Source organism: Streptomyces sp. NPDC006691 (assembly GCF_042869955.1).
Classification (GTDB): Bacteria; Actinomycetota; Actinomycetes; order Streptomycetales; family Streptomycetaceae; genus Streptomyces.
In genome coordinates, this window is record NZ_JBIAGW010000022.1 from 18,408 (window position 1) to 42,334 (window position 23,927).

Below are 23,927 nucleotides of genomic sequence, written 5' to 3' on the forward strand. Positions count from 1 at the left end.
AGCATATTCAGCATCGGGAACTCTGTTCAGAATACCGAACAAGTTCTGATGGGCGGCAGGAGCGGACCGAGCAGTGGCGGACCGGGCAGCGGAAGGACTTGCGGTGAGCGCAGCAGCACCAGTCTGGAGTGTCGACCCCCGAACGGGGAAGCCGCGTGAAGAGGTTGCGGTCGAAGCCACGCCCGAAGAGGTCGACCAGGCGGTCCGGGCCGCCCGGGCCACCTGCGGGGCGCTGGCCGACCTGAGCGTACGCGCCGGGTTCCTGCGGGCCGCGGCCGACCTCCTGGACGCCTCCGCCGAGCACGTCGTGGAGGCCGCCGACGCCGAGACCGCCCTGGGGCCGGTCCGGCTCACCGGTGAACTCGCGCGCACCACCGCCCAGTTGAGGGCGTTCGCGGAGGCCGTCGAGGAGGGCTCCTTCCTCGACATACGGATCGACCACGCGGACCCGTCCCGCACCCCGCCCTGGCCCGACCTCCGGCGCGTCAAGATCCCGCTCGGCGTGGTCGCCGTCTACGCGGCCTCCAACTTCCCGCTCGCCTTCTCCGTGCCGGGCGGCGACACGGCGAGCGCCCTCGCGGCCGGCTGTCCGGTCGTCGTCAAGGCGCACCCCGACCACCCGGCGACCTCCGAGCTGTGTGTCTCGCTGCTGCGCCGGGCCGCCGTCCGGTCCGGGCTGCCCGAGGACGTCGTGGTCCTGGTGCACGGCTTCACGGCCGGTGTCGAGCTGGTCCGCCACCCTCTGGTGTCGGCCGCCGGGTTCACCGGGTCCGTGCGCGGCGGGCGGGCCCTGTTCGACGCGGCGGCGGCGCGGCCCGTGCCCATCCCCTTCCACGGCGAGCTCGGCTCGCTCAACCCGGTCGTGGTGACGCGGGCCGCCGCCGAGGAGCGCGGCGAGGCGATCGGGGCGGGGCTCGGCGCCTCGATGACCATGGGTGTCGGCCAGTTCTGCACCAAGCCCGGCTTCGTTCTGGTCCCGGCGGGGGCGGCCGGCGACGCCCTGCTCAAGTCACTGACCGCGGCCGTCTGCGAGACCGACGCGGGGGTCATGCTCGACCACCGGATGCGGGACGCGTTCGTCGCCGGGGTCGCCGAGCGGGCCGCGCTGCCCGGCGTCGAGGCGCCGGTCACGGCCGGGGCGGGCGGCGAACACACCGTCAGCGGCGGCTACTTGACCGTCCCGGCCGCCTCGCTCGCGGCGGCGGGCGCGCACGACCTGCTCCTGGAGGAGTGCTTCGGGCCGGTCACCGTCGTGGCCCGGTACGCGGACGAGTCCGAGGTGGGCGCGGTGCTCTCGCGGCTGCCGGGCAACCTCACGGCCACGCTCCAGCTCTCCGCGGCGGAGGCGGAAGGCGAGGGGGTCGGCGGCCAACTCCTACTGGAATTGGCGCAGTTGGCGGGGCGCGTCCTGGTCGACGGCTGGCCCACCGGAGTCGCGGTCGCCCCCGCCCAGCACCACGGCGGCCCCTACCCGGCGGCCACCTCCACCGCCACCTCGGTCGGCGCCACCGCCATCGAGCGCTGGCTGCGGCCGGTCACGTACCAGAGCACCCCCCAGGCCCTGCTGCCGCCCGAGCTGCGCGACGACAACCCGCTGGGTCTGCCCCGCCGAGTGAACGGAACCCCCGCATGACCGTGCGCCTGCCCGAACTCCCCTTCCCGCTGGAGCCGTTCGGGCCCGAGGCGGACTGGACGTACGACGACGGTGTCCTCTCGGTACGGGCCGGGGCCCGCCAGGACCGTTTCGTGCCGCCTGCCGGGGAGGACCTGGAGCCCGCCGCCGACGCGCCCCGGCTGCTCGGGGCCGCCCCCGAGGGCGACTTCCAGCTGATCGCGCGGGCCACCGTCGGCTTCGAGGCGCCCTTCGACGCGGGGGTCCTCTACGTCCACGTGGGGGAGCGGCAGTGGGCCAAGCTCTGCCTGGAGCTCTCGCCGCGGCGGCCGACCATCTGCACGGTTGTCACCCGGGGTCTGTCGGACGACGCGAACTCCTGGGAGGTGGAGGGGGACAGCGTCTGGCTCCGCATCACCCGGACGGGCAAGGCGTTCGCCTTCCACGCGTCCGTGGACGGTGAACGCTGGGTGTTCGTACGGGTCTTCGCGCTCGGCACGGCGCAGGAGAGCGCGGTGGCGCGGGTCGGGTTCCTCGCGCAGTCGCCCACGGGCGAGGGGTGCGGGGTGGCCTTCGACTCCGTCGAGTTCCGGGGATACGCGCCGAAGGACCTGCGGGACGGCAGCTGACCCCACCCCGCCCCTTCCCGCAGCCCTCCGGGCGGTTCACTCCGGCCGCGGACCGTGCGGGGCTGCGCGGGGAGGTGTGCGCGGACACCCGGGGACCAGATCGCCGGAGCCGGCGGCCTGGGCGGCGCGGACTCCCCGCGTGCCCGCCGCGCTCGCCGCAGCGGCCTGACCCCGAGTGCCTGCCGCGCCACCTTCGGCAGGCTCGCGACGGCGGCCTGACCCCTGCGGCGGGCCGGGCGGGAATGGGGCGGAAGGTGCGCGCGTTGACGGGAACGTACGACCTTCAACAAACTGAGAGAAGTGACATGCGCGTCGAGATCTGGAGCGACATCGCCTGCCCGTGGTGCTACATCGGCAAGGCCCGCTTCGAGAAGGGCCTGGCGGAGTTCGCCCACGGGGGCGGTGTCGAGGTGGTCCACCGCTCCTTCGAGCTCGACCCGAGCCGGCCCAAGGGCGATGTCGCCCCGGTGATCCCGATGCTGGCCAAGAAGTACGGGCGCAGCCTGGAGGAGGCCCGGGCGATGGAGGCCAACGTGGCGTCCAACGCGCACGCCGAGGGGCTCGGCTACCTCGCGGACGGGCGTGATCACGGCAACACCTTCGACATCCACCGCGTCCTGCACCTGGCCAAGGCGCGCGGCCGCCAGAGCGAGCTGCTCGACCTCGCCTACCGGGCGAACTTCGCCGAGGAGCGTTCCGTCTTCGACGCCGAGGTCCTGGTCGCGATCGCGGTCGAGGCGGGGCTCGAAGAGGCCGAGGTCCGTACGGTCCTCGCCGACGAGAGCGCGTACGCCGACGAGGTGCGCGCCGACGAGCGCGAGGCGGCCGAGCTCGGTGCCAACGCCGTCCCGTTCTTCGTGATCGACCGGAAGTACGGGATCTCCGGCGGCCAGCCCGCCGAGGTCTTCACCCATGCGCTTGAGCAGGCCTGGCGGGAGCGCACCCCGGCGCCGGCCCTCAAGACCGTCGAGGGCGACGCGGAGGCCTGTGGGCCGGAAGGGTGCGAGGTTCCGCGCTGATCCGTACCGTCGGCTCGGCCCCTGGGCGGCTTTTCATAAGCATCGCTTAGGGGTATCCGGCAATTTTGCCCAATTGACTTGGGGTTGTCGGGGATTCAGGGTGGAGCCATGGAACTGGACTCCCTCGCGCGCGGCGAGTTCGCGCCGCAGACCACCTACCTCAACACCGCGAGCACCGGGCTGCTGCCGGCCCGGACCGTGGCGGCCATGGGTGAAGCCGTGGCCGCATCGGCGGCGGGCCGGCCGACCGACATGTTCGGCGATGTGGAGGCGGCCCGCGCCACCTACGCCCGGCTCGTCGGCGTGCCCGTGCGGCGGGTGGCGACCGGCGCCTCCGTCGCCGTGTATACCGGCCTTGTCGCCGCCTCCCTGCCCGAGGGCGCCGAAGTCCTCGTCGCCGAGGCCGACTTCAGCTCCGTGGTGAACCCGTTCCACATGCGCCGGGACCTGAAGGTGCGCACCGCTCCCCTGGAGCGGCTCGCCGAGGCGGTGCGGCCGGGCACCGCCCTGGTCGCGGTCAGCGCGGTGCAGTCCGCCGACGGCCGCATCGCGGACCTCGCCGCGATCCGCGAGGCCGCCCGCGCCCACGGCGCCCGGACCCTGATCGACGTGTCCCAGGGCGCGGGCTGGTACCCGGTCGACGCCGGGGCGTACGACTACACGGTGACGGTCGGCTTCAAATGGCTGACCGCCCCGCGCGGGGTCGCCTTCCTCACCGTCCCCGACGACCTCGGCGACCTGAACCCGATCTTCGCGGGCTGGGTGGCGGGCGAACACCCTTGGGACGCCTGCTACGGCCCCATCGATGAACTCGCCCGTTCCGCACGGCGGTTCGACGAGAGCCCGGCGCTGTTCTCGTACACCGGGGCCCGCCATTCGCTGGCCCTCGTCGAGGAGTTGGGCATCGAGCGCATCCACGCGCACAACACCGCGCTCGCCGACCGCTTCCGTGCCGGGCTCGGTCCGCTCGGCCACGAGCCGGTGGCCGCACCCGGATCGGCGATCGTGGCGGTCCCGGGCCTCGGCCACCACCAGGAGGAGCTGAGCCGCGCGGGCGTCGAGCTCTCCAACCGCGCCGGCCATCTGCGCGCGGCCTTCCATCTGTACAGCTCGGCCGAGGACGTGGACCGGCTCCTCGAACTGCTGCCCACTCGCTGAAGTGCCCGTCCGGCCGGGGGAGTTGGCGCCCCGGCCGGACGCGCGCCGTCACTCCCCGCAGGTGGGCTCGCCGGCGCAGGTGGGCTCGCTCGTACAGGGCGGTTCGCCCTCGCAGTCGGCCGGGGTGCCCGCCGAGCGGCACAGGTTGGCCTCCACCTTCCCCAACAGCCTTGCCAGCTCCGTCCGTTCGGCCGCGTCCAGGCCCGCGAGGGTCTGCTCCTCCAGGTCCGTCCAGGCCTGCTTCACGCGCTCGTGCAGTACGCAGCCGTCGTCGGTCGCCTCGACCAGCGAGGCGCGCCGGTCCTTCGGGTCGGGGCTGCGCCGCACGTAGCCGGCCTGCTCCAGGCGCTGGAGCATCTTGGTGACCGTCGACGGGTCGAGCTCCAGCAGCTTGATCAGCTCGGACTGGCGCGCCGCCCCCGCGTCCCACAGGTGCATCATCAGGAACTCCTGCCCCGGGTAGAGCCCGATGGAGCGCAGCTGACGGCCCGCGGCGATGCGGTGCAGCCGGGCCACCCGGGAGACCGCATGGCTGAACGGGCCGCCGCGGGCCGCGCTCGGCAGATGGGGGTGGTCGGTACAGGCAGGGTCGTCGGAGGTCATGCGACAAGATTACCTTGGTCGGCCAAGTAATGAGTTACAGTGGCTTTCCGAGCCGATACTTGGCCGACCACATAACCCTCGGGGTCGGCCGCGTCGGTTGCACACTCCCCCTCACGCCTCTCCCTCCCGTCTCCCTTCCCGTCTCCTTGGAGGCCGCTGTGACCACCGCTTTCGACCCGATCGACCTGGCCGGCACCCCGCTCGCCAACCGCATCGCCCTGGCCCCCATGACGCGTAGCCGCGCCACCGGGCCGGGCAATTCGCCCACCGCCTCGACCGCCGAGTACTACGCCCAGCGCGCCTCCGCCGGGCTGCTCATCACGGAGGGCATCCAGCCCTCCGTGGTCGGACAGGGCTACCCCGACACCCCGGGCCTGCACAGCGACGAGCAGATCGCGGCCTGGCGCAAGGTCACCGACGCCGTACATGCCAAGGGTGGCCGGATCTTCGCCCAGCTGATGCACGCGGGCCGGATCGGGCACCCCGATCTGCTGCCCGGCGACCTGATCAACGTGGGGCCGTCCGCCGTGGCCGCCGAGGGGCAGGTCTTCACGCACGAGGGGCCCAAGCCCTTCGTCACCCCGCAGGCGCTCAGCGAGGACCAGATCCAGGTCACCATCGGCGACTTCGCGGCCGCCGCGCGCAACGCGATCGAGGCCGGCTTCGACGGTGTCGAGCTGCACGGCGCGAACGGATACCTCATCCACCAGTTCCTCGCGCCCAACTCCAATGTGCGCGTGGACGGTTGGGGCGGGTCCGTCGAGGGGCACATCCGGTTCGCCGTCGAGGTGACGAAGGCCGTGGCCGCCGAGATCGGCCCCCAGCGCACCGCGATCCGGCTCTCGCCCGGCAACCCGTACAACGGCACCGTGGAGCCCGAGCCCGAGCCGGTCTACACCGCGCTCGTGGCCGCCCTCGAACCGCTCGGTCTCGCCTATCTGCACCTCCTCGAAGTCGCTCCGGAACAGCGCGCGTTGACGCTCCGGCTGCGCAAGGCGTTCTCCGGCGTGTTCGTCCTCAACGCGGCCACCGAAGGACCCACCGGGCCGGACGCGCTCGGCCTGATCGAGGACGGCACCGCCGACGTCATCTCCTACGGCGCGCTCTTCCTCGCCAACCCGGACCTGCCGGCCCGGCTGCGTGCGGGCGGCCCCTTCAACGCACCCGACCCGTCGACCTTCTTCGGCGGCGACGATCGCGGCTACCTCGACTACCCGACGCTCGACGCCTCCGCCCCGCTCGACGTCCCCGCTCCGCTCGACGCGTGAAATCCGCTGGTCGAGGCCCGGCCGGGCAAGTCAGGATCGGGCCGTGACCACGAGCAGCGACACGACCCCGCAGGCGCGCGCGGCCGCCCGCAACAACGCCGACTGGTGTGCCGCCCTCTGCCGCGCACACGGCATCACCGGGGAGACGGGCCCGTACGCCTGGACCAGTCCGCGCCGCACCCCGCTCTACTATCCCGACGCGGTGACGCTCACCCCCGAGGCCTCGCCCGGTGACATCCTCGGCCGCATCGACCTCACCGCACCCGGCGCCTCGGTGAAGGACAGCTTCGCGGCGCTCGATCTGAGCGACGCCGGCTTCGAGGTCCTCTTCGAGGCGCGGTGGATCCGTCACGCGGCCCCCGCGGTCACCGGCAGGGGCTGGCAACTCATCGACAGTGAGGGCGAGTTGACCGCATGGGAGCGGGCGTGGTCCGACGGCGGCAGCGAAGGCCTCTTCCCGCCCGCGCTGCTCGCCGACCCCGGTCACACCTTCCTGGTGGACCGCGACGAGCGAGGAGAGGTGACCGCGGGAGCCGTCGCCAGCCGGAGCGGGGACGTCGTGGGAATCTCCAACCTGTACGCCGTCGACGGCGACCAGGACGCGGCCTGGGCAGGCTGCCTCGCCACCGTCGCCCGACTGTGGCCGGGCCGCGAGGTCGTCGGCTACGAGAGCGGCGACGACCTGACCGCCGCCCTGCGCGCGGGCTTCACCCCGGCCGGCCCGCTCAGGGTGTGGCTGCGCCCGAACTGAGCGGCTCGCCGTACCAGCGCCACTTCTCCGGACGGGGCCGCCCCGGCAGATCCGCCCGGCCGGTGGCCCACAGCAGGACCCGCCAGCGGTCCGGGTCCTGCGGCACGTCCCGGAAGAGCCGGTCCAGCACCCGCTCGCACAGACCGGCCGGCGGAGTCCAGGCCAGTCCGAGCCCCTCGGCCACGTCATGCGTGTGCAGCAGCGTCTCCACGATGCCCATCGCGCCGAACCCCTCCGGGTCCGAGATGCCGAAGCTGTGGTACGCCCGCACCTCGGGCGAGGTGGTGCGCACCATCGCGGTGAGCAGGGCGCCGCTCGCCTCCAGCGTCTGAAGGAGACCGGCAGGCCCCGCGGCGCGGTCCGCGTGTACGGAATTCCGGGGCCCGCCCGGACGCCTGGCCTCCCACAGGTACGGCACCTCGCCGTCCAGCGGGGGCTGGGCGGGGCCGATCTGCACGGCGTAGGCGAAGAGGTCGTCCGAGAGGTGCTCGACGGTCTCCCAGCAGTCCCACTCCAGCGTTCCGGCCGGCACGCTCCAGTCCGCCGTGAGCCCGGCACGCAGCGCGGTCACGGACAGCCGCACGGCGTGCTCGACATCGGCGGCCGTGACGGGAGTTCGGGAAGGTTCATCGACCATGGACATGGAGGGACCGTACCAACGATCTCCGTGGAGGCGTTGCTACGGTCCCCGGCCCGGGAGCAGTGGGGGAGCCCCCGGGCCCTGTCTGCTTCAGCGCCGCTACCGCACCGGCGTGAAGTCCCGCGCCCCCATGCTGTGTCTTCCGGGGGGCGACCCCCGGACCCCCGGCCGGAAGGGCGCTACCGCACCGGCGTGAAGTCCCGCGCCCCAATGAATTCCGGGCGGCGGATCGGGGCCGCGAAGGGCTCCTCCGCCTGGTTCTCCACGCTGTTGAAGACGATGAACACGTTGCTGCGCGGGAACGGGGTGATGTTGTCCCCGGAACCGTGCATCGCGTTGCAGTCGAACCAGGTCGCCGAGCCCGCCCGGCCGGTGAACAGCTTGATGCCGTGCCGGTCGGCCATCTTGGTGAGCGCCTCGTCGGACGGGGTGCCCGCGTCCTGCATCTGGAGGGACTTCTTGTAGTTGTCCTTCGGGGTGGCGCCCTCGCAGCCGAGGAAGTCCAGGTGTGAGCCGGGCATGATCATCAGCCCGCCGTTGGTGTCGTGGTTCTCGGTCAGGGCGATCGAGACCGACACCGTCCGCATCCGCGGCAGACCGTCCTCGGCGTGCCAGGTCTCGAAGTCCGAGTGCCAGTAGAAGCCCGAGGCACCGAAGCCCGGCTTCACGTTGATCCGCGACTGGTGGACGTACACGTCCGAGCCGAGGATCCGGCGGGCCGTGCCCACGACCCGCTCGTCCCGCACCAGACGCGCGAAGACCTCACTGATCCGGTGCACCTCGAAGACCGAACGCACGGACTGCGACTGCGGTTCGATGATCGACCGCTCATCGGCACGTACGGAAGGGTCGGCGATCAACCGCTCCAGCTCCGAGCGGTAGAGCGCCACCTCGTCGTCCGAGAGCAGGTCCTCGATCGCGAGGAAGCCGTCCTGCTCGAAGGATTCGAGCCCGGCGGACGGTCCCCAGACGACCGGGTCCTGGCGGGGCGTGATCACCTCGGCGGAGCCACGGGTGGGGTAGAGATCCTGGGCGGTCATGGTCAGCCCTCCTCGGGTTCGGTCAGCAGCGGGTAGACGCCGTTCTCGTCGTGGTCCTCCCGTCCGGTGACGGGCGGGTTGAAGACGCAGACACAGCGGAAGTCGGTCTTGGGGCGCAGGGTGTGGCGCTCGTGACCGTTCAGGAGATACATCGTGCCCGGCTCGATCCAGTGGGTCTCGCCGGTCTCCTCGTTGGTGAGCTCGGCCTCGCCCTCGGTGCACAGGACCGCCTCGATGTGGTTGGCGTACCACATGGAGGTCTCGGTGCCCGCGTACAGGACGGTCTCGTGCAGGGAGAAGCCGACCTTTTCCTTCGCGAGGACGATCCGCTTGCTCTCCCAGGTACCGGAGGCGGCCTTCACGTGTCGGTCGGTGTTCTCGATGTCCTTGAACGAGCGGACAATCACGGTGAGTTGCTCACTTTCTGTCTAGCGGTGCAGCTGTGCAGCGGTGCAGCTGTGTATCTGCGTTCGGGGCTGCGCTGATGTGCCGGCCTATGCGTGTGTGCCGGCCGGGCGTCGCGCGGCTCAGACGGTCGCGCGGCTCAGACGGTCGCGGCGACCGCGCGGGCCAGCGACCGCAGCCCCTCGTCCAGCTCCTCGTGCGTGATGGTCAGCGACGGAAGCAGCTTGACCACCTCGCTCTTGGGGCCGGAGGTCTCCAGGAGCAGTCCCAGCTCGAAGGCGCGGGCGCAGACCTCGGAGGCGCGGGCGGGGTCGGCGAACTCCAGGCCCCACACCATTCCGCGGCCGCGGTAACTGGCGCCGAGCCGGGTGTGCTCGGTGCACAGCGCGAGCAGGGCCTGCTCGATCTGCTCGCTGCGCGCCAGGGTGTGCTTCTCCATCTGGCCGGCATCGGCCCAGTACGCCTCAAGCGCGGCGGTCGCGGTGACGAACGCGGGGTTGTTGCCGCGGAAGGTGCCGTTGTGCTCGCCGGGCTCCCACACGTCGAGCTCGCCCTTGAACAGGCAGAGCGACAGCGGGAGTCCGTAGCCGCTGATCGACTTGGAGACGGTGACGATGTCCGGCACGATGCCCGCCTCCTCGAAGGAGAAGAAGGCGCCGGTGCGGCCGCAGCCCATCTGGATGTCGTCGACGATGAGCAGCATGTCGCGGCGGCGGCACAGGTCGGCGAGCGCGCGCAGCCACTCGGGCCGGGCCACGTTGATGCCGCCCTCGCCCTGCACGGTCTCCACGATCACGGCGGCCGGCTTGTTGAGGCCCGAGCCCTGGTCCTCCAGGAGCCGCTCGAACCACAGGAAGTCGGGCACCTGGCCGTCGAGGTAGTTGTCGAACGGCATCGGGGTGCCGTGCACCAGCGGGATGCCGGCCCCGGCCCGCTTGAAGGCGTTGCCGGTGACGGCGAGCGAGCCGAGCGACATGCCGTGGAAGGCGTTGGTGAAGGAGACGATCGACTCGCGGCCCTTCACCTTGCGGGCCAGCTTCAGCGCGGCCTCCACGGCGTTGGTGCCGGTCGGGCCCGGGAACATCACCTTGTACGGGAGGTCGCGCGGGCGCAGGATCACGTTCTGGAACGTTTCCAGGAATGCCCGTTTCGCGGTCGTCGCCATGTCCAGGCCGTGCGTGATGCCGTCCCGCTCGATGTAGTCGAGCAGCGCCCGTTTCAGTACCGGGTTGTTGTGCCCGTAATTGAGTGAGCCGGCCCCGGCGAAGAAGTCCAGATAGCTGTGGCCGTCCTCGTCGGTGAGGCGGGCACCCTGCGCGCGGTCGAACACGGCGGGCCAGCCGCGGCAGTAGCTGCGTACCTCCGATTCGAGGGATTCGAAGACACTCAGGGCGGGCGGGGTGATGGTCACAGCGATTCTCCCTGGGGGTGGAGGGGGCCGATGCGGTAGAGGACTTCGGGCTGATGCCCGTCATCGGGGAAAAGACCCGCGTCGAAGAGGAGTTCTCGGTCGAGGGCGGCGCCGCGGCGCTTGGCGAACGAGGTGAAGAGCCGGTCGGACGGGGTGTTGTCCGGCGACACCGTCGTCTCAAGACACGTGGTCCCGTGCGAGGAGGACACCCTCGCCGTCAGCGCTTCGAGCAGCAGCCCCGCGAGCCCGTGGCCGCGGTGGGCGTGGTCGACGGCGACCTGCCAGATCACCAGCGTGCCCGGACGGTCGGGCCGTACGTAGCCGGTGATGAACGCGATGGGCGTGCCGTCGTCGTCCCGGGCCACCGCGGACGTCCTGGCGAAGTCGCGGCACCAGAGCAGATAGCTGTACGAGGAGTTGAGGTCGAGCACCTCGGAGTCACGGGCAATGCGCCAGATCGTGGCTCCGTCCTCCACTCGTGGGCTTTCGATTCGGACTGCTGTTTGCGCGGCGGTCATGCCGAGGGAATTTACCGACCGGAAATTGAAATTGCATTCCCGTGAGGGGGTGCGCCCGGAGGTCGCCTGTGTTATCACGCGAGCATGTGCGCGAACCGGTTTGTCCGGTAATTACCGGACAAAAGGTCGGGGTTGTGGAGTCGATCACACCGTTGTGACGGGCTCGGAACCTTGTTGAAACCTTTGCGTTTGAGCTCGGGAGGGCGGGGCATAAGAAAACGGGAAGCTGCAGTGAATAAGCAGCTTCCCGTTCTGTGGAATTTCTATGGAATTCAGTTGTGCTTTAACGCGTCGTTCAACGCATCGGGGGATTGCGGGGCAGTGTCACCAACCCGCGGAAACGGCCTTGCGGGCCGCCTCCAGGTCCACGGCGATCCCGTACTCACCGAGGGCCGCGCCCAGCGCCGCGAGCGAGGACTGCACGACGCCCCGCGTGGCGTCCACGCCGTAGTGGTTGACCCGGACCATCGTCGAGGCCAGCGCCCCACCGCCGGCGATCAGGGGCAGCGAGGGGTCCGCGGCGAGCGCCGTGGCCACCAGTCCGGCGGCGTCGACGCCCTCGGGGGTGCGCAGGGTCGTGGCCACCGGGGCGGCGTCCGCGGCCTCGTGCACATACGGGGCGAGACCGCCGCCCAGTGCCAGGGCACCCGCGCGGGTCGCCGCGGCGGCCGAGGCGTGCCGGGCCATCACGGCGTCCAGGCCCTCGGACTCGATGCGCTCCACGCACGCCTCAAGGGCCAGCATCTCCAGTTGCGCGGGCGCGTGCAGCAGGGCCTTGCGGCCGCCGTCGATCCAGCGCTGCTTCCAGTCCAGGAGCGAGAGGTAGGAGCGGCGCGGGGCGCTCGGGTTGGCCGCGATGCGCTCCCAGGCGCGGGCGCTGACCGAAACGGCCGAGACGCCGGCCGGGCCGCCCATCGCCTTCTGCGCGCCGATCACGCACAGGTCCACGCCCCAGGCGTCCGGGAGCAGTGGCTCGGCGGCCACCGAGGCGACCGCGTCCAGCATGAACAGGGCGCCGTGCCGGCGCACCACCTCACCGATCTCCGCGACCGGGTTCGTGTTGCCGGTCGCCGCCTCCGCGTGCACGAGCGAGACGAAGTCGATGTCCGGGTGGTCGGTGAGCGCCCGGTCGATCTGCTCCGCGGTGACCGCCGCGTGGAAGGGCACCTCCAGATCGACGACCTCGGCCCCGCAGTCGCGCAGCCAGTTCCCGAAGGTCTGGCCGTAGGGGCCGGTCACCACGTTGAGCGCGGTGGAGCCGGGGTGGGCGGCGCCCCGGATGCAGCCCTCCAGGGGGAGCAGCGCCTCGCCCTGCATGATCACCACGTCCTGCTCGGTGGCGAGCAGGGCGGCCACCCGTCGCTCGATCGCCGCGAAGTGGTCGGCGGTGAGCGGGGCCAGGTCCAGGAGCGGGTGTGTCACGGCGATGCCTTCTTCGATGGGGTCGGGGGTCACGGCGGGAGTCGCGCCGGGGATCGGGTCGGGTGTTCGATCCTCTGGATGGAGACTACCCAGCGCCTCGTACAGTGCTGACCATGAGCGATCGCACGGTGCTGCATGTGAAGGGGCGCGTCCTCGCGGGACCCGAGGACGTACGGGACGAACTGTGGGCGGTCGACGGGCGGATCACCTATGAGCGGCCGCCGGGCGAGGCGCTCACCGTCAGCGGCTGGGTGCTGCCGGGACTGGTCGACGCGCACTGCCACGTGGGCCTCGACCAGCACGGGCCGGTGTCCGACGAGGTGAGCGAGAAGCAGGCCCTGACCGACCGCGACGCCGGGACGCTGTTGGTGCGCGACGCCGGCTCGCCCTCCGACACCCGCTGGATCGACGCCCGCGAGGACCTGCCGAAGATCATCCGGGCGGGCCGGCACATCGCCCGCACCCGCCGCTACATCCGCAACTACGCGCACGAGATCGAGCCGGGCGACCTCGTCGCCTACGTGGCGCGCGAGGCTCGGCGCGGGGACGGCTGGGTCAAGCTGGTCGGCGACTGGATCGACCGGGACGCCGGGGACCTGGCCGCCTGCTGGCCGCGCGGCGAGGTGGAGGCCGCGATCGCCGAGGCCCACCGGCTCGGCGCCCGCGTCACCGCGCACTGCTTCGCCGAGGACTCGCTGCGGGACCTCGTGGAGGCGGGCATCGACTGCATCGAGCACGCCACCGGCCTGACCGAGGACACCGTCCCGCTGTTCGCCGAGCGCGGCGTGGCGATCGTGCCGACGCTGGTCAACATCGCCACGTTCCCGCACATGGCCGACGGCGGCGAGGCGAAGTTCCCCGACTGGGCAGCCCACATGCGGCGGTTGTACGAGCGCCGCTACGACACCGTGCGCTCGGCCTACGACGCCGGCGTGCCCGTCTTCGTGGGCACGGACGCGGGCGGCTCGCTCGCCCACGGCCTGGTCGCCGCCGAGGTCGCCGAACTCGTCAAGGCGGGCATCCCCGCCCTGGACGCCCTCTCGGCGACGGCCTGGGGCGCCCGCGCCTGGCTCGGCCGCCCCGCCCTGGAGGAGGGCGCCCCGGCCGACCTGGTCGTGTACGGCCAGGACCCCCGCGCGGACGTCCGCGTACTGGCCGCGCCGAGCCGCATCGTGCTCAACGGGCGGATCGTGGGCTGAGAGGCATCAATTCGGGTGCCGGGGAGGGGAGTTCAGGTGTACGTCGGCGGGCGATCAGGTCGGGCAGCAGGCTCAGGACCCCGAGTGCGGCGAGTGCGGCGCCGAGCCACAGCGGCGCCCTCAGCCCGAAGCGGGCGACCCCGGCCCCGCCGAGCGAGGAGCCGATGCCCACGCCGAGGGTGATGAAGGAGGAATGCACGGAGTTCACCAACGGCCGGGCGTTGGCGATGCGCTGAACGCGCGTGACCATCGCCGGGTTCATGGTGACCCCGACCAGGCCGATGCCCAGCATGAACACCACGGCGGGCACGGCGAGTTGGGCGAGCAGTGCGAACCCGGTGAGGAAGAACAGGTTCAGTGCGAGCCCGGCGGCGAGGACGTTCAGGGCGTACCGGTCGGCGAGCCTGCCCACCACGTGGTTGCCGATCACGGTCGCGGCCCCGTACGCGATGAGCAGCGCCGGCACCGTGCCGCCGGCGAAGCCGGTGACCTCGGTCAGGACCGGGTTGAGGTAGCTGAACGCGGAGAAGGTCGCGCCGATGACGCACGTGCTGGTGGCGAGCGCGAGCCAGAGCCGCGGGTGCCGGAAGACGGCCAGCTCCTGACGGAAGCCGCCGCCGCTCTCGGCCCGGCCGAGCCGGGGTACGCCCGCCGGGGTGCACAGCGCCGCGGCCACGGTCAGGGCGGTGATGGCCCAGAACGCCGCGCGCCAGCCCAGGTGTTCACCTATCAGGGTGGACAGTGGCATCCCGAGGAGGGTGCCCAGCATCAGCCCGCTGAGGGCGACGGAGGTGGCGCGGCCGCGCTCCTCGGGGCGGGTGAGCTGGGCGCAGATCGAGAGGGCGACGCCGAAGAACGCCTGCGAGGCGGTACCGGTGACGATCCGGGCGAGCAGCATCGCGGTGTAGGTGGTGGCGGTCGCGGCCAGCACGTTGCCCGCGAGGAACACCGCGAACAGCGCCATCAGCACCCGGCGTTGGGGCAGCCGCAGCACCGCCACGGTCAGGAGCGGTCCGCCGAACGCCATGGCGAGGGCGAACGCGGTGATGAGGTAGCCGATCTCGGGGACGGTGGCATCGAGGCCCTCTGCCATCTGCGGCATGAGCCCGGCGACCACGAACTCGCTGGTGACCATGGTGAAGATCCCCAGGGCCAGAACGTATACGGCGCGCGGCATCACGGGTGTGCTCCTGTTCGGGGTGGCCTTGTTATGGATTGATCGGTACATAATCTGGGCACGGCTCGGCCGGGCACGGCGCAACCCGGCTGCTGCGGGCGGCAGTTGATGGAGGGCCGGGTGGCGGGAGGGTCAGACGGTCAGGGCGTCCAGGGCCGTGTCGACGACGGCTTCCAGGTCGGCGCGGTCGGCGCCGCCCTGGCCGGCCACCCGGAGCCCGGCGATCACCGAGTTGAGATAGCGCGCCAGGGTGAGCGGATCGCGGCGCGAGGTGACCTCGCCGCAGCTCTGGCCGGTCGCGAGGACCGTGCGCAGTGCGTCGAGCCGGCGGGTCAGGTCGCGCTCCAGGAGGGCGGCCGCCCGGGCGTCGCGGCGGGCGAGTTCGACGGTGGCATTGACGGAGAGGCAGCCGATGCTGCGGCCGTCGCGGCGCTCCGCCATCTCGCCGTCGACAACCGTCGCGAACAGGGCACGGATGCGGTCGAGCGGGCCGAGGCGCTCGTTCTGGAGGAGGTCGAGCTGGGCCGTCGTCATCATGTCGACATAGCGGCCAAGTGCCCGCTCGAAGAGGGCGTGTTTGCTGGTGAACGTGTTGTAGATGCTGCTGCGGCCCAGTCCGGTGGCCTCGCACAGGTCCTGGGTCGAGGTGGCCTCGTAGCCGTTCGCCCAGAAGGCGCGCATCGCCGCGTCCAGGGCCCGCTCCTCGTCGAACTGTCTCGGTCGGGCCATGGTCGTACCGTAGCACTGTTTTGAATCGATCTGTCTAATACGGTTCCGGGTTGACCGGGCGTGACGCCGGGGGCCGTCGAGTCGTTGAAGGTCTTCATGTGTGCGCCGGAGTGGGCGGGCGGCGTACGGGGTGTGGGGCTGGGGCGGGGGTGACGGGGAGGGGTGGCAGGGGCGGAGGAATCGAATATGAGGGCGAAAACCACCCGTTGGGGTGAACTGGCGCCGTGTGACGGCCAGTTCACTCTCAGTGCGTAAAGATTCCGGTGTCCCAAGTCGCCGGCGCGCCCCTCGATTCGCAGGAGTCCCACGAGTCCCCGTGGCGGGCGGCCGGCCAGCCATGTCTCCTGTGGGGGTTCCACCATTTTGAACAGCAACAACTTCCGCCTGCCCGCGAACGGTCCGGCCGGGCGACGCGCCGCCGCGATCGCGGCCTGCACGGCGCTCGTCGCGGGGCCGCTGCTGCTGGCCGCGCCCGCGCGCGCCACCGGGGTCGAGGGCGACGGCGGGGGCCGGGCGAGCGCCGTCGTGCTGCGCACCGGGCTCGATGTGTCCCTGCTCAACAAGGCGATCGACGTACCGCTGAAGGCCACGCTCAACGAGGTGCAGGCGCCGGCCGGCGCCGAGAAGACCGCGCTGACCGTAAGGCTGGACGGCGTGGCCGGAGGTCAGCCCGTCAACGTCCTGAAGGCGGACGTGGCCACGGCGAAGGCGAGCGTCGACGAGAAGCGGGCGGAGGGCTCGACGCGCCTGGTCAACGCCCGGCTGCACCTGCCGGGCCTGCCGCTGCTCTCGCTCATCGAGGTGGGCGAGGTGACGTCCAGCGCGGTGTGCGAGGCGGGCCGCGCGCCGGTCGCCAAGTCCAATGTGCTGGGTGCGGTCACCGTGCTCGGCCGGAAGATCACGCTGTCGGCCGGCGGCACGACGCGGGTGAACGTGCCCGGGATCGGCGAGGTGTCCCTGGACCTGTCCCGGGCCACCACCACCTCGCGGACCGCCGCGGCCGTCGCCCTCCAGCTGAAGATCTCGGTCAATCCGCTGCACCTGAACGTCGCCGACGTGAAGGGGGAGGTCACCCTCGCCGAGGCGACCTGCCGGACGCCGAAGGCGGCCCCCGCCAAGCCGCAGGCGAGCGCGCCGGCCGTCCCGGCCGCCCCGGACAAGGGGCCCGTCGAGACGGCCGTGAAGACGCAGAACGTCGCGGACGCGGCGCTGGCCGAGACCGGGGGTGGCTCGGCAACGCCCTACGTGGCGGGGGGTGCGGCGGTGCTGCTCGTGGGTGGGGCGGGGGCGCTCGTCCTGACGCGGATGCGGGCGCGGGGCGACCGGGGCTGACGGGCCGGGGGTTGGGGCCGCACCCCCAACCCCCTTCACGGCTGCGGGCCGTGGGGTACGCCCCAGCCCCCTCTACGGTCGCGGGCCGTGGGGTCCGCCCCAACCCCTCTCACGGCTGCGGGCCGTGGGGTCCGTTCGCGCAGTTTCCCGCGCCCCTGGAGATCTTTCCCCGCCCCGCCCCTTCCCGAGACCCTCCGGGGGTGGAGCGGGGCGGGTGGGCTTCCGGGGCCGCGCCCCGGACCCCTGGTTCGGCCGCGGGCCGTGCGTGGCTGGTCGCGCAGTTCCCCGCGCCCCTGAACCCCGGATTCGTCCGTGGACCGTGCGTGGCTGGTCGCGCAGTTCCCCGCGCCCCTGAACCCCGGATCCGTCCGCGGACCGTGCGTGGCTGGTCGCGCAGTTCCCCGCGCCCCTGAACCCCGGTTTCGTCCGTGGACCGTGCGTGGCTGGTCGCGCAGTTCCCCGCGCCCCTGTAGGTGGTCCGGCGTTCCCTCGGTCGCGCCCGCCGCGGCGGAGCCGCGCGAATGTCACGGTCCCGCGCCCCTCGCCGTACCGGTGCTGGGGCACTTTCAGCCCGTCCGGCGTTTGAGGACGAGCGCCCTCAAGGCGCGAACGGGGTCTGGGGCGGAGCCCCAGGGGGCCGTGCCGCTAGGGGCGCGTCAGGGTCAGGGCCTGGTCCAGGGCCTGGAGGAAGCGGTTGGTGGTGGGGCGGTCCCGGACCGCCAGGCGCAGCCAGTCCGTGCCGAGCCCGGGGAAGGTGTCGCCGCGCCGCGCCGCGAAGCCCAGCGTGCGCAGGCGGGCGCGCACCTGCGCCGCGCCCTCGATCCGTACCAGGACGAACGGCCCCGCCGCCGCCTCCACCGCACGCACCTCCTCGAACTCGGCCAGTCCCGCCAGGAGATGGGCCCGGTCCTCGGCGATCCGCACCGCGGCGGCCTCGGCCTCCGCGAGGGCCCGGGGCTCCACGCAGGCGCTCGCCGCGACCAGCGCGGGCGTCGACACCGGCCACAGTGGCTGGGCCCGCTGGAGGGCCGCGACCGTGTCCGGCTCGGCCAGCACATAGCCGATCCGCAGCCCCGCCAGGCCCCAGGTCTTGGTCAGGCTGCGCAGGACGACAAGACCGGGCAGATCGGTGCGGCCGGCCAGCGCCTCGCGTTCGCCCGGCACCGCGTCCATGAACGCCTCGTCCACCACCAACGTCCGCCCCGGACGCGCCAGTTGGGCCAGTATCGCGGCCGGGTGCAGCACGGAGGTGGGGTTGGTGGGATTGCCGACCACCACCAGGTCCGCGTCCTCGGGCACGGCCGCGGGATCGAGCCGGAAGCCGTCCTCCGCTCGCAGCAGTATCCGCCGCACCTCGTGCCCCGCGTCGCGCAGAGCAGCTTCGGGCTCGGTGAACTGCGGGTGCACCACGACCGCGTGACGGATCGTCAGTGCTCTGGCGAGCAGCACGAACGCCTCGGCCGCACCCGCGGTCAGGAGCACCCGCTCCACCGCGAGACCGTGCCGCGCGGCCACCGCCGCACGCGCCGGGCGCCCGTCCGGATAGGCCGCGAGCCCGGTCAGCGATTCGGCGATCCGCTCGCGCAGCCAGGCCGGGGGAGTGCCGGTGCGGACGTTGACCGCGAGATCGATCAGCGCGCCGCCGTCGTCGCGGACCTCTGCGTCACCGTGGTGGCGCAGATCGTGCGGTGCCTCGGTGGTGGGGATGGTCATGGCTTCCTCGATCCTTGTGGGGGGTCCGTCCCCGCCCTCGGCGATCGGCCGGAGGTGGGGCCGACGTACGATCGCACACGTCGCCATGGCGGCACGGCCCGTGGGGCTCGACTTGCGCTTGGGGACGACCAGTTGACCGCCTCCGACCAGGGCGGCGGCCTCCGCCACGGAAGGGGTGCCGACCGCGGCGAGCACCGCCTCCGAGCCGTGCGGCACCCCGACGGCCGCCAGTTCGGCGGCCGGGTACCCCGCGATCGGCACCCCGAGCGCGGCCGCCGCCGCGACGAGCCCCGGTTCGCGCGCCTTGCGGTCCACGGTGGCCAGTTCGGCGACGGCCCGGGGATCGAGGCCCGCGTCCGCGAGGGCGGCCCCGATCAGGGCGAGCACCTCGTCCACCGGGACGCCCTGCGAGGCGCCGACGCCCACGACGAGGGGCGCACCGGGGGCCCGGGCGGAGTCGTCGGCCACGGCGGGGTCCTCTCAGGCAGCCCGGGGGCGGCGGCGGGCCCCGGTGTGGACGTGCGGAGTGCGGGCCGCGTCGGTAAGCAGGGGCACATGGCGGTATTCGTCGCGCTCGGCGCGTTCCTGATGACCCTCGTCGGCGGCTGGACCGCCCAGCGGGTCACCGACCGGCGCCATCTGGTGCTCGGGCTCGCGGGCGGACTCATGCTCGGCGTGGTCGGGCTCGACCTGCTGCCGGAGGCTCTGGACGCGGCCGGCGAGGACCTCTTCGGGGTGCCCCGGGCGCTGCTCCTGTTCGTGGGCGGCTTCCTGTTCGCGCACGTCGTCGAGCGGGTGCTCGCGGTGCGCCAGGCGGCCCACGGGGCGGGCGAGCACCGGGCGCCGCAGGTCGGCGTCACCGTAGCCGCCGCGATGGTCGGACACAGCCTGATGGACGGCATCGCGATCGGCGCGGCCTTCCAGGTGGGCGCCGGAATGGGCCTCGCGGTGGCGCTCGCCGTGATCACCCACGACTTCGCGGACGGCTTCAACACGTACACGATCACGAGCCTGTACGGGAACGAGAAGCGCAAGGCGCTCGCGATGCTGTTCGCCGACGCGCTGGCCCCGATGGTGGGGGCCGCCTCGACCCTGCTGTTCACCCTTCCGGAGCAGCTGCTCGGCAGCTATCTGGGGTTCTTCGGCGGTGTGCTCCTCTATCTGGCCGCCGCCGAGATCCTCCCCGAGGCCCACCACGAGCACCCCGCCCTGTCGACGCTGCTCTGCACCGTCGCGGGCGTGGGCTTCATCTGGCTGGTGGTGGGCATCGCCGGCTGAGTACGTCACCGGGCGCAGCCCCCGGCGAACCGGCGGGCCACTTCGGGGCGGGCCGCCCAGTGCGTGTGCAGATAGCTGGCGTGCACGCCCTGCTGTACGAAGCCCTCGACGCGGCGCTCCGGGTGCACCACGCCCCACGCCGGGTCGGCGCCCGCGCCCGGCTCGATGACGGTGCGGTGGAACTCGTGGCCGCGCAGCCGCGTCCCGGCGACGGCCAGGCTGTTGTCCCGCACCGCGACGGCCTCGCGGTAGCCCAGGGTGAGGCGGCCCGACATCCGCGCGTCGGCGTCCAGCACCCCGCACATGGGCTGCCCGTCGAGCGAGCGCGCCAGATACAGCAGCCCCGCGCACTCGGCGGCCACCGGCGCGCCCGACCGGGCCAGCTCGGCGACGGCCTTGCGGAGCCGCTCGTTGGCCGACAGCTCGGCCGCGTACACCTCGGGAAAGCCGCCGCCTATGACCAACCCGTCGGTGCCGGGCGGGAGTTGCTCGTCCTTGAGCGGATCGAAGGTGACGACCTCCGCGCCGGCGGCGGCGAGCAGCTCGGGGTGCTCGGCATAGGAGAACGTGAACGCGGAGCCCCCCGCGAGGGCGATGACGGGCCGCCGCACGGAGCCCCGGGCCGGGCGGTCCGCGGCCGACATGCCGTCCGCCGGGTCCCACGGCTCGGCCCCCAGCGGCGGAGCCGTGCGGGCCAGGGCGAGCAGGCCCTCCAGATCGCACCCCGTCCGCACCTGTTCCCCCATCGCCGCCACCGCGTCCAGCGCGTCGGACCGCCGCTCGGCGACCGGCACCAGGCCCAGGTGGCGGGAGGGCGTGTCCACCTGGGGCGCGCGGCGCAGGGCGCCCAGGACCGGGACGCCCACGTCCTCCATGGCCTCCCGGAGCAGCGCCTCGTGCCGGTCGGAGCCGACCTTGTTGAGGATCACCCCGCCGATCCGCACCTCGGGGTCCCACGACGCGAAGCCGTGCACGAGCGCGGCCACCGACCGGGACTGCGAGGAGGCGTCCACGACGAGCACCACCGGGGCGCGCAGCAGCTTGGACACCTGGGCGGTGGAGGCGAGTTCACCGAGGCCGCTCGCCCCGTCGTACAGGCCCATCACGCCCTCGACCACCGCGAGGTCGCAGCCGCGCGCCCCGTGCGCGAACAGCGGGGCCACCAGGTCAGGACCGCACATGTACGCGTCGAGGTTGCGGCCCGGCCGCCCGGTGGCGAGCGAGTGGTACCCGGGGTCGATGTAGTCGGGGCCCACCTTGTGCGGGGACACGGTGAGCCCGGACCGCGCGAACGCGGCCATCAGGCCCGTCGCCACGGTGGTCTTGCCGCTGCCCGACGCCGGGGCCGCGATGACGAGACGTGCTACCACTCGATGCCCCGCTGGCCCTTCTGGCCGGCGTCCATCGGATGCTTGACCTTGGACATGTCGGTGACCAGATCCGCGAACTCCACCAACTGCTCGGGGGCGTTGCGGCCGGTGATGACCACGTGCTGGGTGCCGGGCCGGTCGCGCAGGACCGCGACGACCTCCTCGACGTCCACCCAGCCCCAGTGCAGCAGGTAGGCGAACTCGTCGAGCACGTAGAACTTGTACGTCTCGGCAGCCAGGTCGCGCTTGACCTGCTCCCAGCCCTCGCGGGCCTTCTCCTCGTGGGTGGGCTCGCCCTCGGCGGTCTCGCGCTGGATCCAGGACCAGCCCTCGCCCATCTTGTGCCAGTCCACCGGGCCGCCCTCGCCGGAGGCCCCGAGCACCTTCAGCGCGTTCTCCTCGCCGACCTTCCACTTCGCCGACTTCACGAACTGGAACACCCCGACCGGCCAGCCCTGGTTCCAGGCGCGCAGCGCCATGCCGAACGCGGCCGTCGACTTCCCCTTGCCGACGCCCGTGTGCACCATGACCAGGTGCCGGTTGCGACGCTGACGGGTCGTCAGACCGTCCTCGGGTACGACACTGACCTGTCCCTGCGGCATTAAGCGGCCCTCCTCGAAGGTGCGGTTGCGTCCTTGACGAGGCCGGCGATGGAGTCCGCCCGCAGCTCGTCCAACGTGACGGCGGTGCCGCCGAGTTCGCGTGCGAGTTCCCCGGCGAGACCGAGCCGGACCATCCCCGACTCGCAGTCGACGACCACCGAAGCGGTGCCCTCACCGGCGTGCAGCCGGGCCGCGCGGGCGCCCAGCGCCACCGGCTCGGGGCCGCCCGTGGCCCGGCCGTCGGTGACCACCACGAGCAGGGGCCGGCGCGAGGGATCGCGCAGCCGCTCCACGCGCAGCACGTCGTGGGCCTTGAGCAGACCCGCCGCGAGCGGGGTGCGCCCGCCGGTCGGCAGCGTTTCGAGCCGGGCCGCGGCCGCGTCCACCGACGAGGTGGGCGGCAGCGCGAGCTCGGCCTCCTTGCCGCGGAAGGTGACCAGGCCGACCTTGTCGCGGCGCTGGTAGGCATCGAGCAGCAGCGAGAGCACCGCGCCCTTGACCGCGCTCATCCGCTGCCGCGCCGCCATCGATCCGGACGCGTCCACCACGAACAGGACGAGGTTGCCCTCGCGGCCCTCGCGGGTGGCCTGGCGCAGATCGTCCCGGCGCACCACGAGGCCCCGGCCGGAGCGGCCGCGCGCCCGCTGGTGCGGGGCGGCCGCCTGGACGGTCGCCGCCAAGTGCAGCTTGGTGAGCGCCCCTTGGGGCCGACGCGACCCGGTGGTGCGGCCGTGGTCGGTGCGGGCCCGCGAGCGCCGGCCCGCCGCGCCCTCACCGAGTCCGGGCACGCTCAGCATCTTCGTACGGAACGGCTCGGCGGCCTTCACCGCGGCCCGCTCACCGGGGCCGCCCGGGGCGGGGGACGCGGGCTGCTCCATGGACCCGGAGTCCTCGGACGCGTCCGAGGACTCGGGTGCGTCGGGCGATTCGGGCGATTCGGCGGGGTCCTCGGGGGAGTCGCCCTGCGGCGGCACCCCGCCGCCCCCGCCGCTGGGGCCCTCGGGGCCCGGGTCGGGATCGTCGTCCTCGTCCTTGAACTGCTCAAGCGTCTCGTCGAGCTTGTCCTGGTCCAGGCCCGGCGCGTCGAACGGATTGCGCCGGCGCCGGTGCGGCAGCGCGAGCAGCGCGGCCTGGCGGACGTCGTCGCTGGTCACCTCGGTGCGCCCGGCCCACGCGGCGAGCGCGGTCGCGGTGCGGGCCATCACGATGTCGGCGCGCATGCCGTCGACCTCGAACGCGGCGCAGGTCGCGGCGATCTGGAGCAGCACCGCGTCCCCGAGCGTGACGGACGGCAGCAACTCCCGTGCGGCGACGATCCGTTGGCGCAGTGCACCCTCGTCCTCGGCCCAGCGCGCGGCGAAGCCGGCCGGGTCGTCGTCGTACGCGAGACGGCGGCGCACCACCTCGACCCGCTGTTCGGGCTCGCGCGAGGCGGCGACCTCGACGGTCAGGCCGAACCGGTCGAGCAACTGCGGCCGCAGCTCGCCCTCTTCGGGGTTCATCGTGCCGACGAGCAGGAAGCGGGCTGCGTGCCGCACCGAGACGCCCTCGCGCTCGACGTAGGACGAACCCATGGCGGCGGCGTCGAGCAGCAGGTCGATGAGGTGGTCGTGCAGCAGGTTGACCTCGTCGACGTACAGGATGCCGCGGTGGGCGTCCGCGAGCAGTCCCGGCTCGAAGGACTTCACGCCCTCGCCCAGCGCCCGCTCGATGTCGAGGGCGCCCACCAGGCGGTCCTCGGACGCGCCGACGGGAAGCTCGACCATGCGGGCCGCGCGGGCCGTGCCGGGAGCGCTCTCGTGCGGGCCGTCGGGGCACTCGGGGTCCGGCGCGGCCGGGTCGCAGCTGAAGCGGCAGCCCGCGACGACCGCCACCTCGGGCAGCAGGTCCGCGAGCGCCCGCACGGCGGTGCTCTTGGCGGTGCCCTTCTCGCCCCGGACGAGGACTCCGCCCACCGCCGGGCTGACGGCGTTCAGGAGCAGCGCGAGGCGCAGGTCGTCCATGCCGACGACGGCGGTGAACGGATACCGGGTGCTCATGTGCTGGTCTCT

Annotated in this window: 22 protein-coding genes; 9 read left to right on the top strand and 13 right to left on the bottom strand. The window is 72.8% G+C overall.

All coding sequences use genetic code 11. From position 1 onward, the window contains the following. Positions 1-103 precede the first annotated feature (103 nt). The 4 genes from ACFYNP_RS32775 (at position 104) to ACFYNP_RS32790 (ending at position 4,418) form a co-directional block, all read left to right on the top strand. Positions 104-1,633, top strand: coding sequence for an aldehyde dehydrogenase (NADP(+)) (locus ACFYNP_RS32775; protein ID WP_388790696.1), 1,530 nt, complete (start codon positions 104-106; stop codon positions 1,631-1,633). Continuing rightward, positions 1,630-2,241, top strand: a complete 612-nt coding sequence (locus ACFYNP_RS32780; RefSeq protein WP_388419841.1) for a DUF1349 domain-containing protein — start codon at positions 1,630-1,632, stop codon at positions 2,239-2,241. Before ACFYNP_RS32775 ends, ACFYNP_RS32780 begins: the two co-directional genes overlap by 4 nt. Before the next feature lie 305 nt (positions 2,242-2,546). Further along, complete coding sequence (locus ACFYNP_RS32785; protein WP_388790699.1) at positions 2,547-3,260, top strand: DsbA family oxidoreductase; 714 nt, start codon at positions 2,547-2,549, stop codon at positions 3,258-3,260. 108 nt (positions 3,261-3,368) lie between these two features. After that, positions 3,369-4,418 carry an aminotransferase class V-fold PLP-dependent enzyme gene (locus ACFYNP_RS32790; RefSeq protein WP_388790702.1) on the top strand — a complete coding sequence of 350 codons (1,050 nt, stop codon included), beginning with the start codon at positions 3,369-3,371 and terminating at the stop codon, positions 4,416-4,418. A 48-nt stretch (positions 4,419-4,466) separates the two neighbouring features. Here ACFYNP_RS32790 and ACFYNP_RS32795 read toward each other — a convergent pair whose 3' ends face one another. After that, positions 4,467-5,021 (bottom strand): MarR family winged helix-turn-helix transcriptional regulator, encoded by a 555-nt coding sequence (locus ACFYNP_RS32795; protein ID WP_388790706.1) that lies wholly within the window; start codon positions 5,019-5,021, stop codon positions 4,467-4,469. A gap of 158 nt (positions 5,022-5,179) precedes the next feature. Between ACFYNP_RS32795 and ACFYNP_RS32800 the strand changes: the two genes are divergently transcribed. Further along, positions 5,180-6,289 (top strand): alkene reductase, encoded by a 1,110-nt coding sequence (locus ACFYNP_RS32800; RefSeq protein WP_388790709.1) that lies wholly within the window; start codon positions 5,180-5,182, stop codon positions 6,287-6,289. Between the two features lie 43 nt (positions 6,290-6,332). Next, on the top strand, positions 6,333-7,040 hold the full coding sequence (locus ACFYNP_RS32805) for a hypothetical protein (RefSeq protein WP_388790712.1): 708 nt from the start codon (positions 6,333-6,335) through the stop codon (positions 7,038-7,040). Here ACFYNP_RS32805 and ACFYNP_RS32810 read toward each other — a convergent pair. From ACFYNP_RS32810 to ACFYNP_RS32835, 6 genes are all read right to left on the bottom strand, one after another. Continuing rightward, entirely contained in the window at positions 7,015-7,683 is a 669-nt protein-coding gene (locus tag ACFYNP_RS32810; protein ID WP_388790715.1) for a hypothetical protein, read from the bottom strand. The genes ACFYNP_RS32805 and ACFYNP_RS32810 overlap by 26 nt on opposite strands. A gap of 176 nt (positions 7,684-7,859) precedes the next feature. Further along, positions 7,860-8,720, bottom strand: coding sequence for an ectoine hydroxylase (gene thpD, locus ACFYNP_RS32815; RefSeq protein WP_388419828.1), 861 nt, complete (start codon positions 8,718-8,720; stop codon positions 7,860-7,862). Positions 8,721-8,722: 2 nt separating this feature from the next. Continuing rightward, positions 8,723-9,127, bottom strand: coding sequence for an ectoine synthase (locus tag ACFYNP_RS32820; RefSeq protein ID WP_100574374.1), 405 nt, complete (start codon positions 9,125-9,127; stop codon positions 8,723-8,725). Positions 9,128-9,264: 137 nt separating this feature from the next. After that, entirely contained in the window at positions 9,265-10,536 is a 1,272-nt protein-coding gene (ectB, locus tag ACFYNP_RS32825) for a diaminobutyrate--2-oxoglutarate transaminase (protein WP_388419824.1), read from the bottom strand. Further along, positions 10,533-11,054, bottom strand: a complete 522-nt coding sequence (gene ectA / locus ACFYNP_RS32830) for a diaminobutyrate acetyltransferase (RefSeq protein ID WP_388790717.1) — start codon at positions 11,052-11,054, stop codon at positions 10,533-10,535. The genes ectB and ectA overlap by 4 nt, the downstream gene beginning before the upstream one ends. Before the next feature lie 324 nt (positions 11,055-11,378). Next, positions 11,379-12,476, bottom strand: a complete 1,098-nt coding sequence (locus tag ACFYNP_RS32835) for a pyridoxal-phosphate-dependent aminotransferase family protein (protein ID WP_388790720.1) — start codon at positions 12,474-12,476, stop codon at positions 11,379-11,381. Positions 12,477-12,589: 113 nt separating this feature from the next. Here ACFYNP_RS32835 and ACFYNP_RS32840 point away from each other — a divergent pair, with 113 nt between their 5' ends. Further along, entirely contained in the window at positions 12,590-13,675 is a 1,086-nt protein-coding gene (locus tag ACFYNP_RS32840) for an amidohydrolase family protein (RefSeq protein WP_388790723.1), read from the top strand. Here the strand turns inward: ACFYNP_RS32840 and ACFYNP_RS32845 are convergent. Both ACFYNP_RS32845 and ACFYNP_RS32850 read right to left on the bottom strand, forming a co-directional pair. Then, positions 13,653-14,852 (bottom strand): MFS transporter, encoded by a 1,200-nt coding sequence (locus tag ACFYNP_RS32845; RefSeq protein ID WP_388790726.1) that lies wholly within the window; start codon positions 14,850-14,852, stop codon positions 13,653-13,655. The two genes, ACFYNP_RS32840 and ACFYNP_RS32845, sit on opposite strands and share 23 nt — an antisense overlap. Before the next feature lie 132 nt (positions 14,853-14,984). Then, entirely contained in the window at positions 14,985-15,581 is a 597-nt protein-coding gene (locus ACFYNP_RS32850) for a TetR/AcrR family transcriptional regulator (protein WP_388790729.1), read from the bottom strand. A gap of 363 nt (positions 15,582-15,944) precedes the next feature. On the opposite strand from ACFYNP_RS32850, the gene ACFYNP_RS32855 reads away from it, so the two are divergent. Then, positions 15,945-16,913 (top strand): SCO1860 family LAETG-anchored protein, encoded by a 969-nt coding sequence (locus ACFYNP_RS32855; protein ID WP_388790731.1) that lies wholly within the window; start codon positions 15,945-15,947, stop codon positions 16,911-16,913. A 645-nt stretch (positions 16,914-17,558) separates the two neighbouring features. Here the strand turns inward: ACFYNP_RS32855 and cobC are convergent. Beyond that, complete coding sequence (gene cobC, locus ACFYNP_RS32860) at positions 17,559-19,094, bottom strand: Rv2231c family pyridoxal phosphate-dependent protein CobC (RefSeq protein WP_388790734.1); 1,536 nt, start codon at positions 19,092-19,094, stop codon at positions 17,559-17,561. A gap of 87 nt (positions 19,095-19,181) precedes the next feature. Between cobC and ACFYNP_RS32865 the strand changes: the two genes are divergently transcribed. Next, the gene (locus tag ACFYNP_RS32865; RefSeq protein ID WP_388419810.1) at positions 19,182-19,904 is read left to right on the top strand and encodes a ZIP family metal transporter; all 723 of its coding nucleotides are present in this window, start codon (positions 19,182-19,184) and stop codon (positions 19,902-19,904) included. A 5-nt stretch (positions 19,905-19,909) separates the two neighbouring features. Here the strand turns inward: ACFYNP_RS32865 and ACFYNP_RS32870 are convergent, their stop codons facing one another. Genes ACFYNP_RS32870 through ACFYNP_RS32880 form a run of 3 tightly spaced genes read right to left on the bottom strand, consistent with a single transcriptional unit; the run spans position 19,910 to position 23,915 of the window. After that, on the bottom strand, positions 19,910-21,274 hold the full coding sequence (locus ACFYNP_RS32870; protein ID WP_388790737.1) for a cobyrinate a,c-diamide synthase: 1,365 nt from the start codon (positions 21,272-21,274) through the stop codon (positions 19,910-19,912). Further along, complete coding sequence (cobO, locus tag ACFYNP_RS32875) at positions 21,268-21,876, bottom strand: cob(I)yrinic acid a,c-diamide adenosyltransferase (RefSeq protein ID WP_100574366.1); 609 nt, start codon at positions 21,874-21,876, stop codon at positions 21,268-21,270. The genes ACFYNP_RS32870 and cobO overlap by 7 nt, the downstream gene beginning before the upstream one ends. Continuing rightward, complete coding sequence (locus ACFYNP_RS32880) at positions 21,876-23,915, bottom strand: putative cobaltochelatase (RefSeq protein ID WP_388790740.1); 2,040 nt, start codon at positions 23,913-23,915, stop codon at positions 21,876-21,878. Before ACFYNP_RS32880 ends, cobO begins: the two co-directional genes overlap by 1 nt. Between the last annotated feature and the right edge of the window lie 12 nt (positions 23,916-23,927).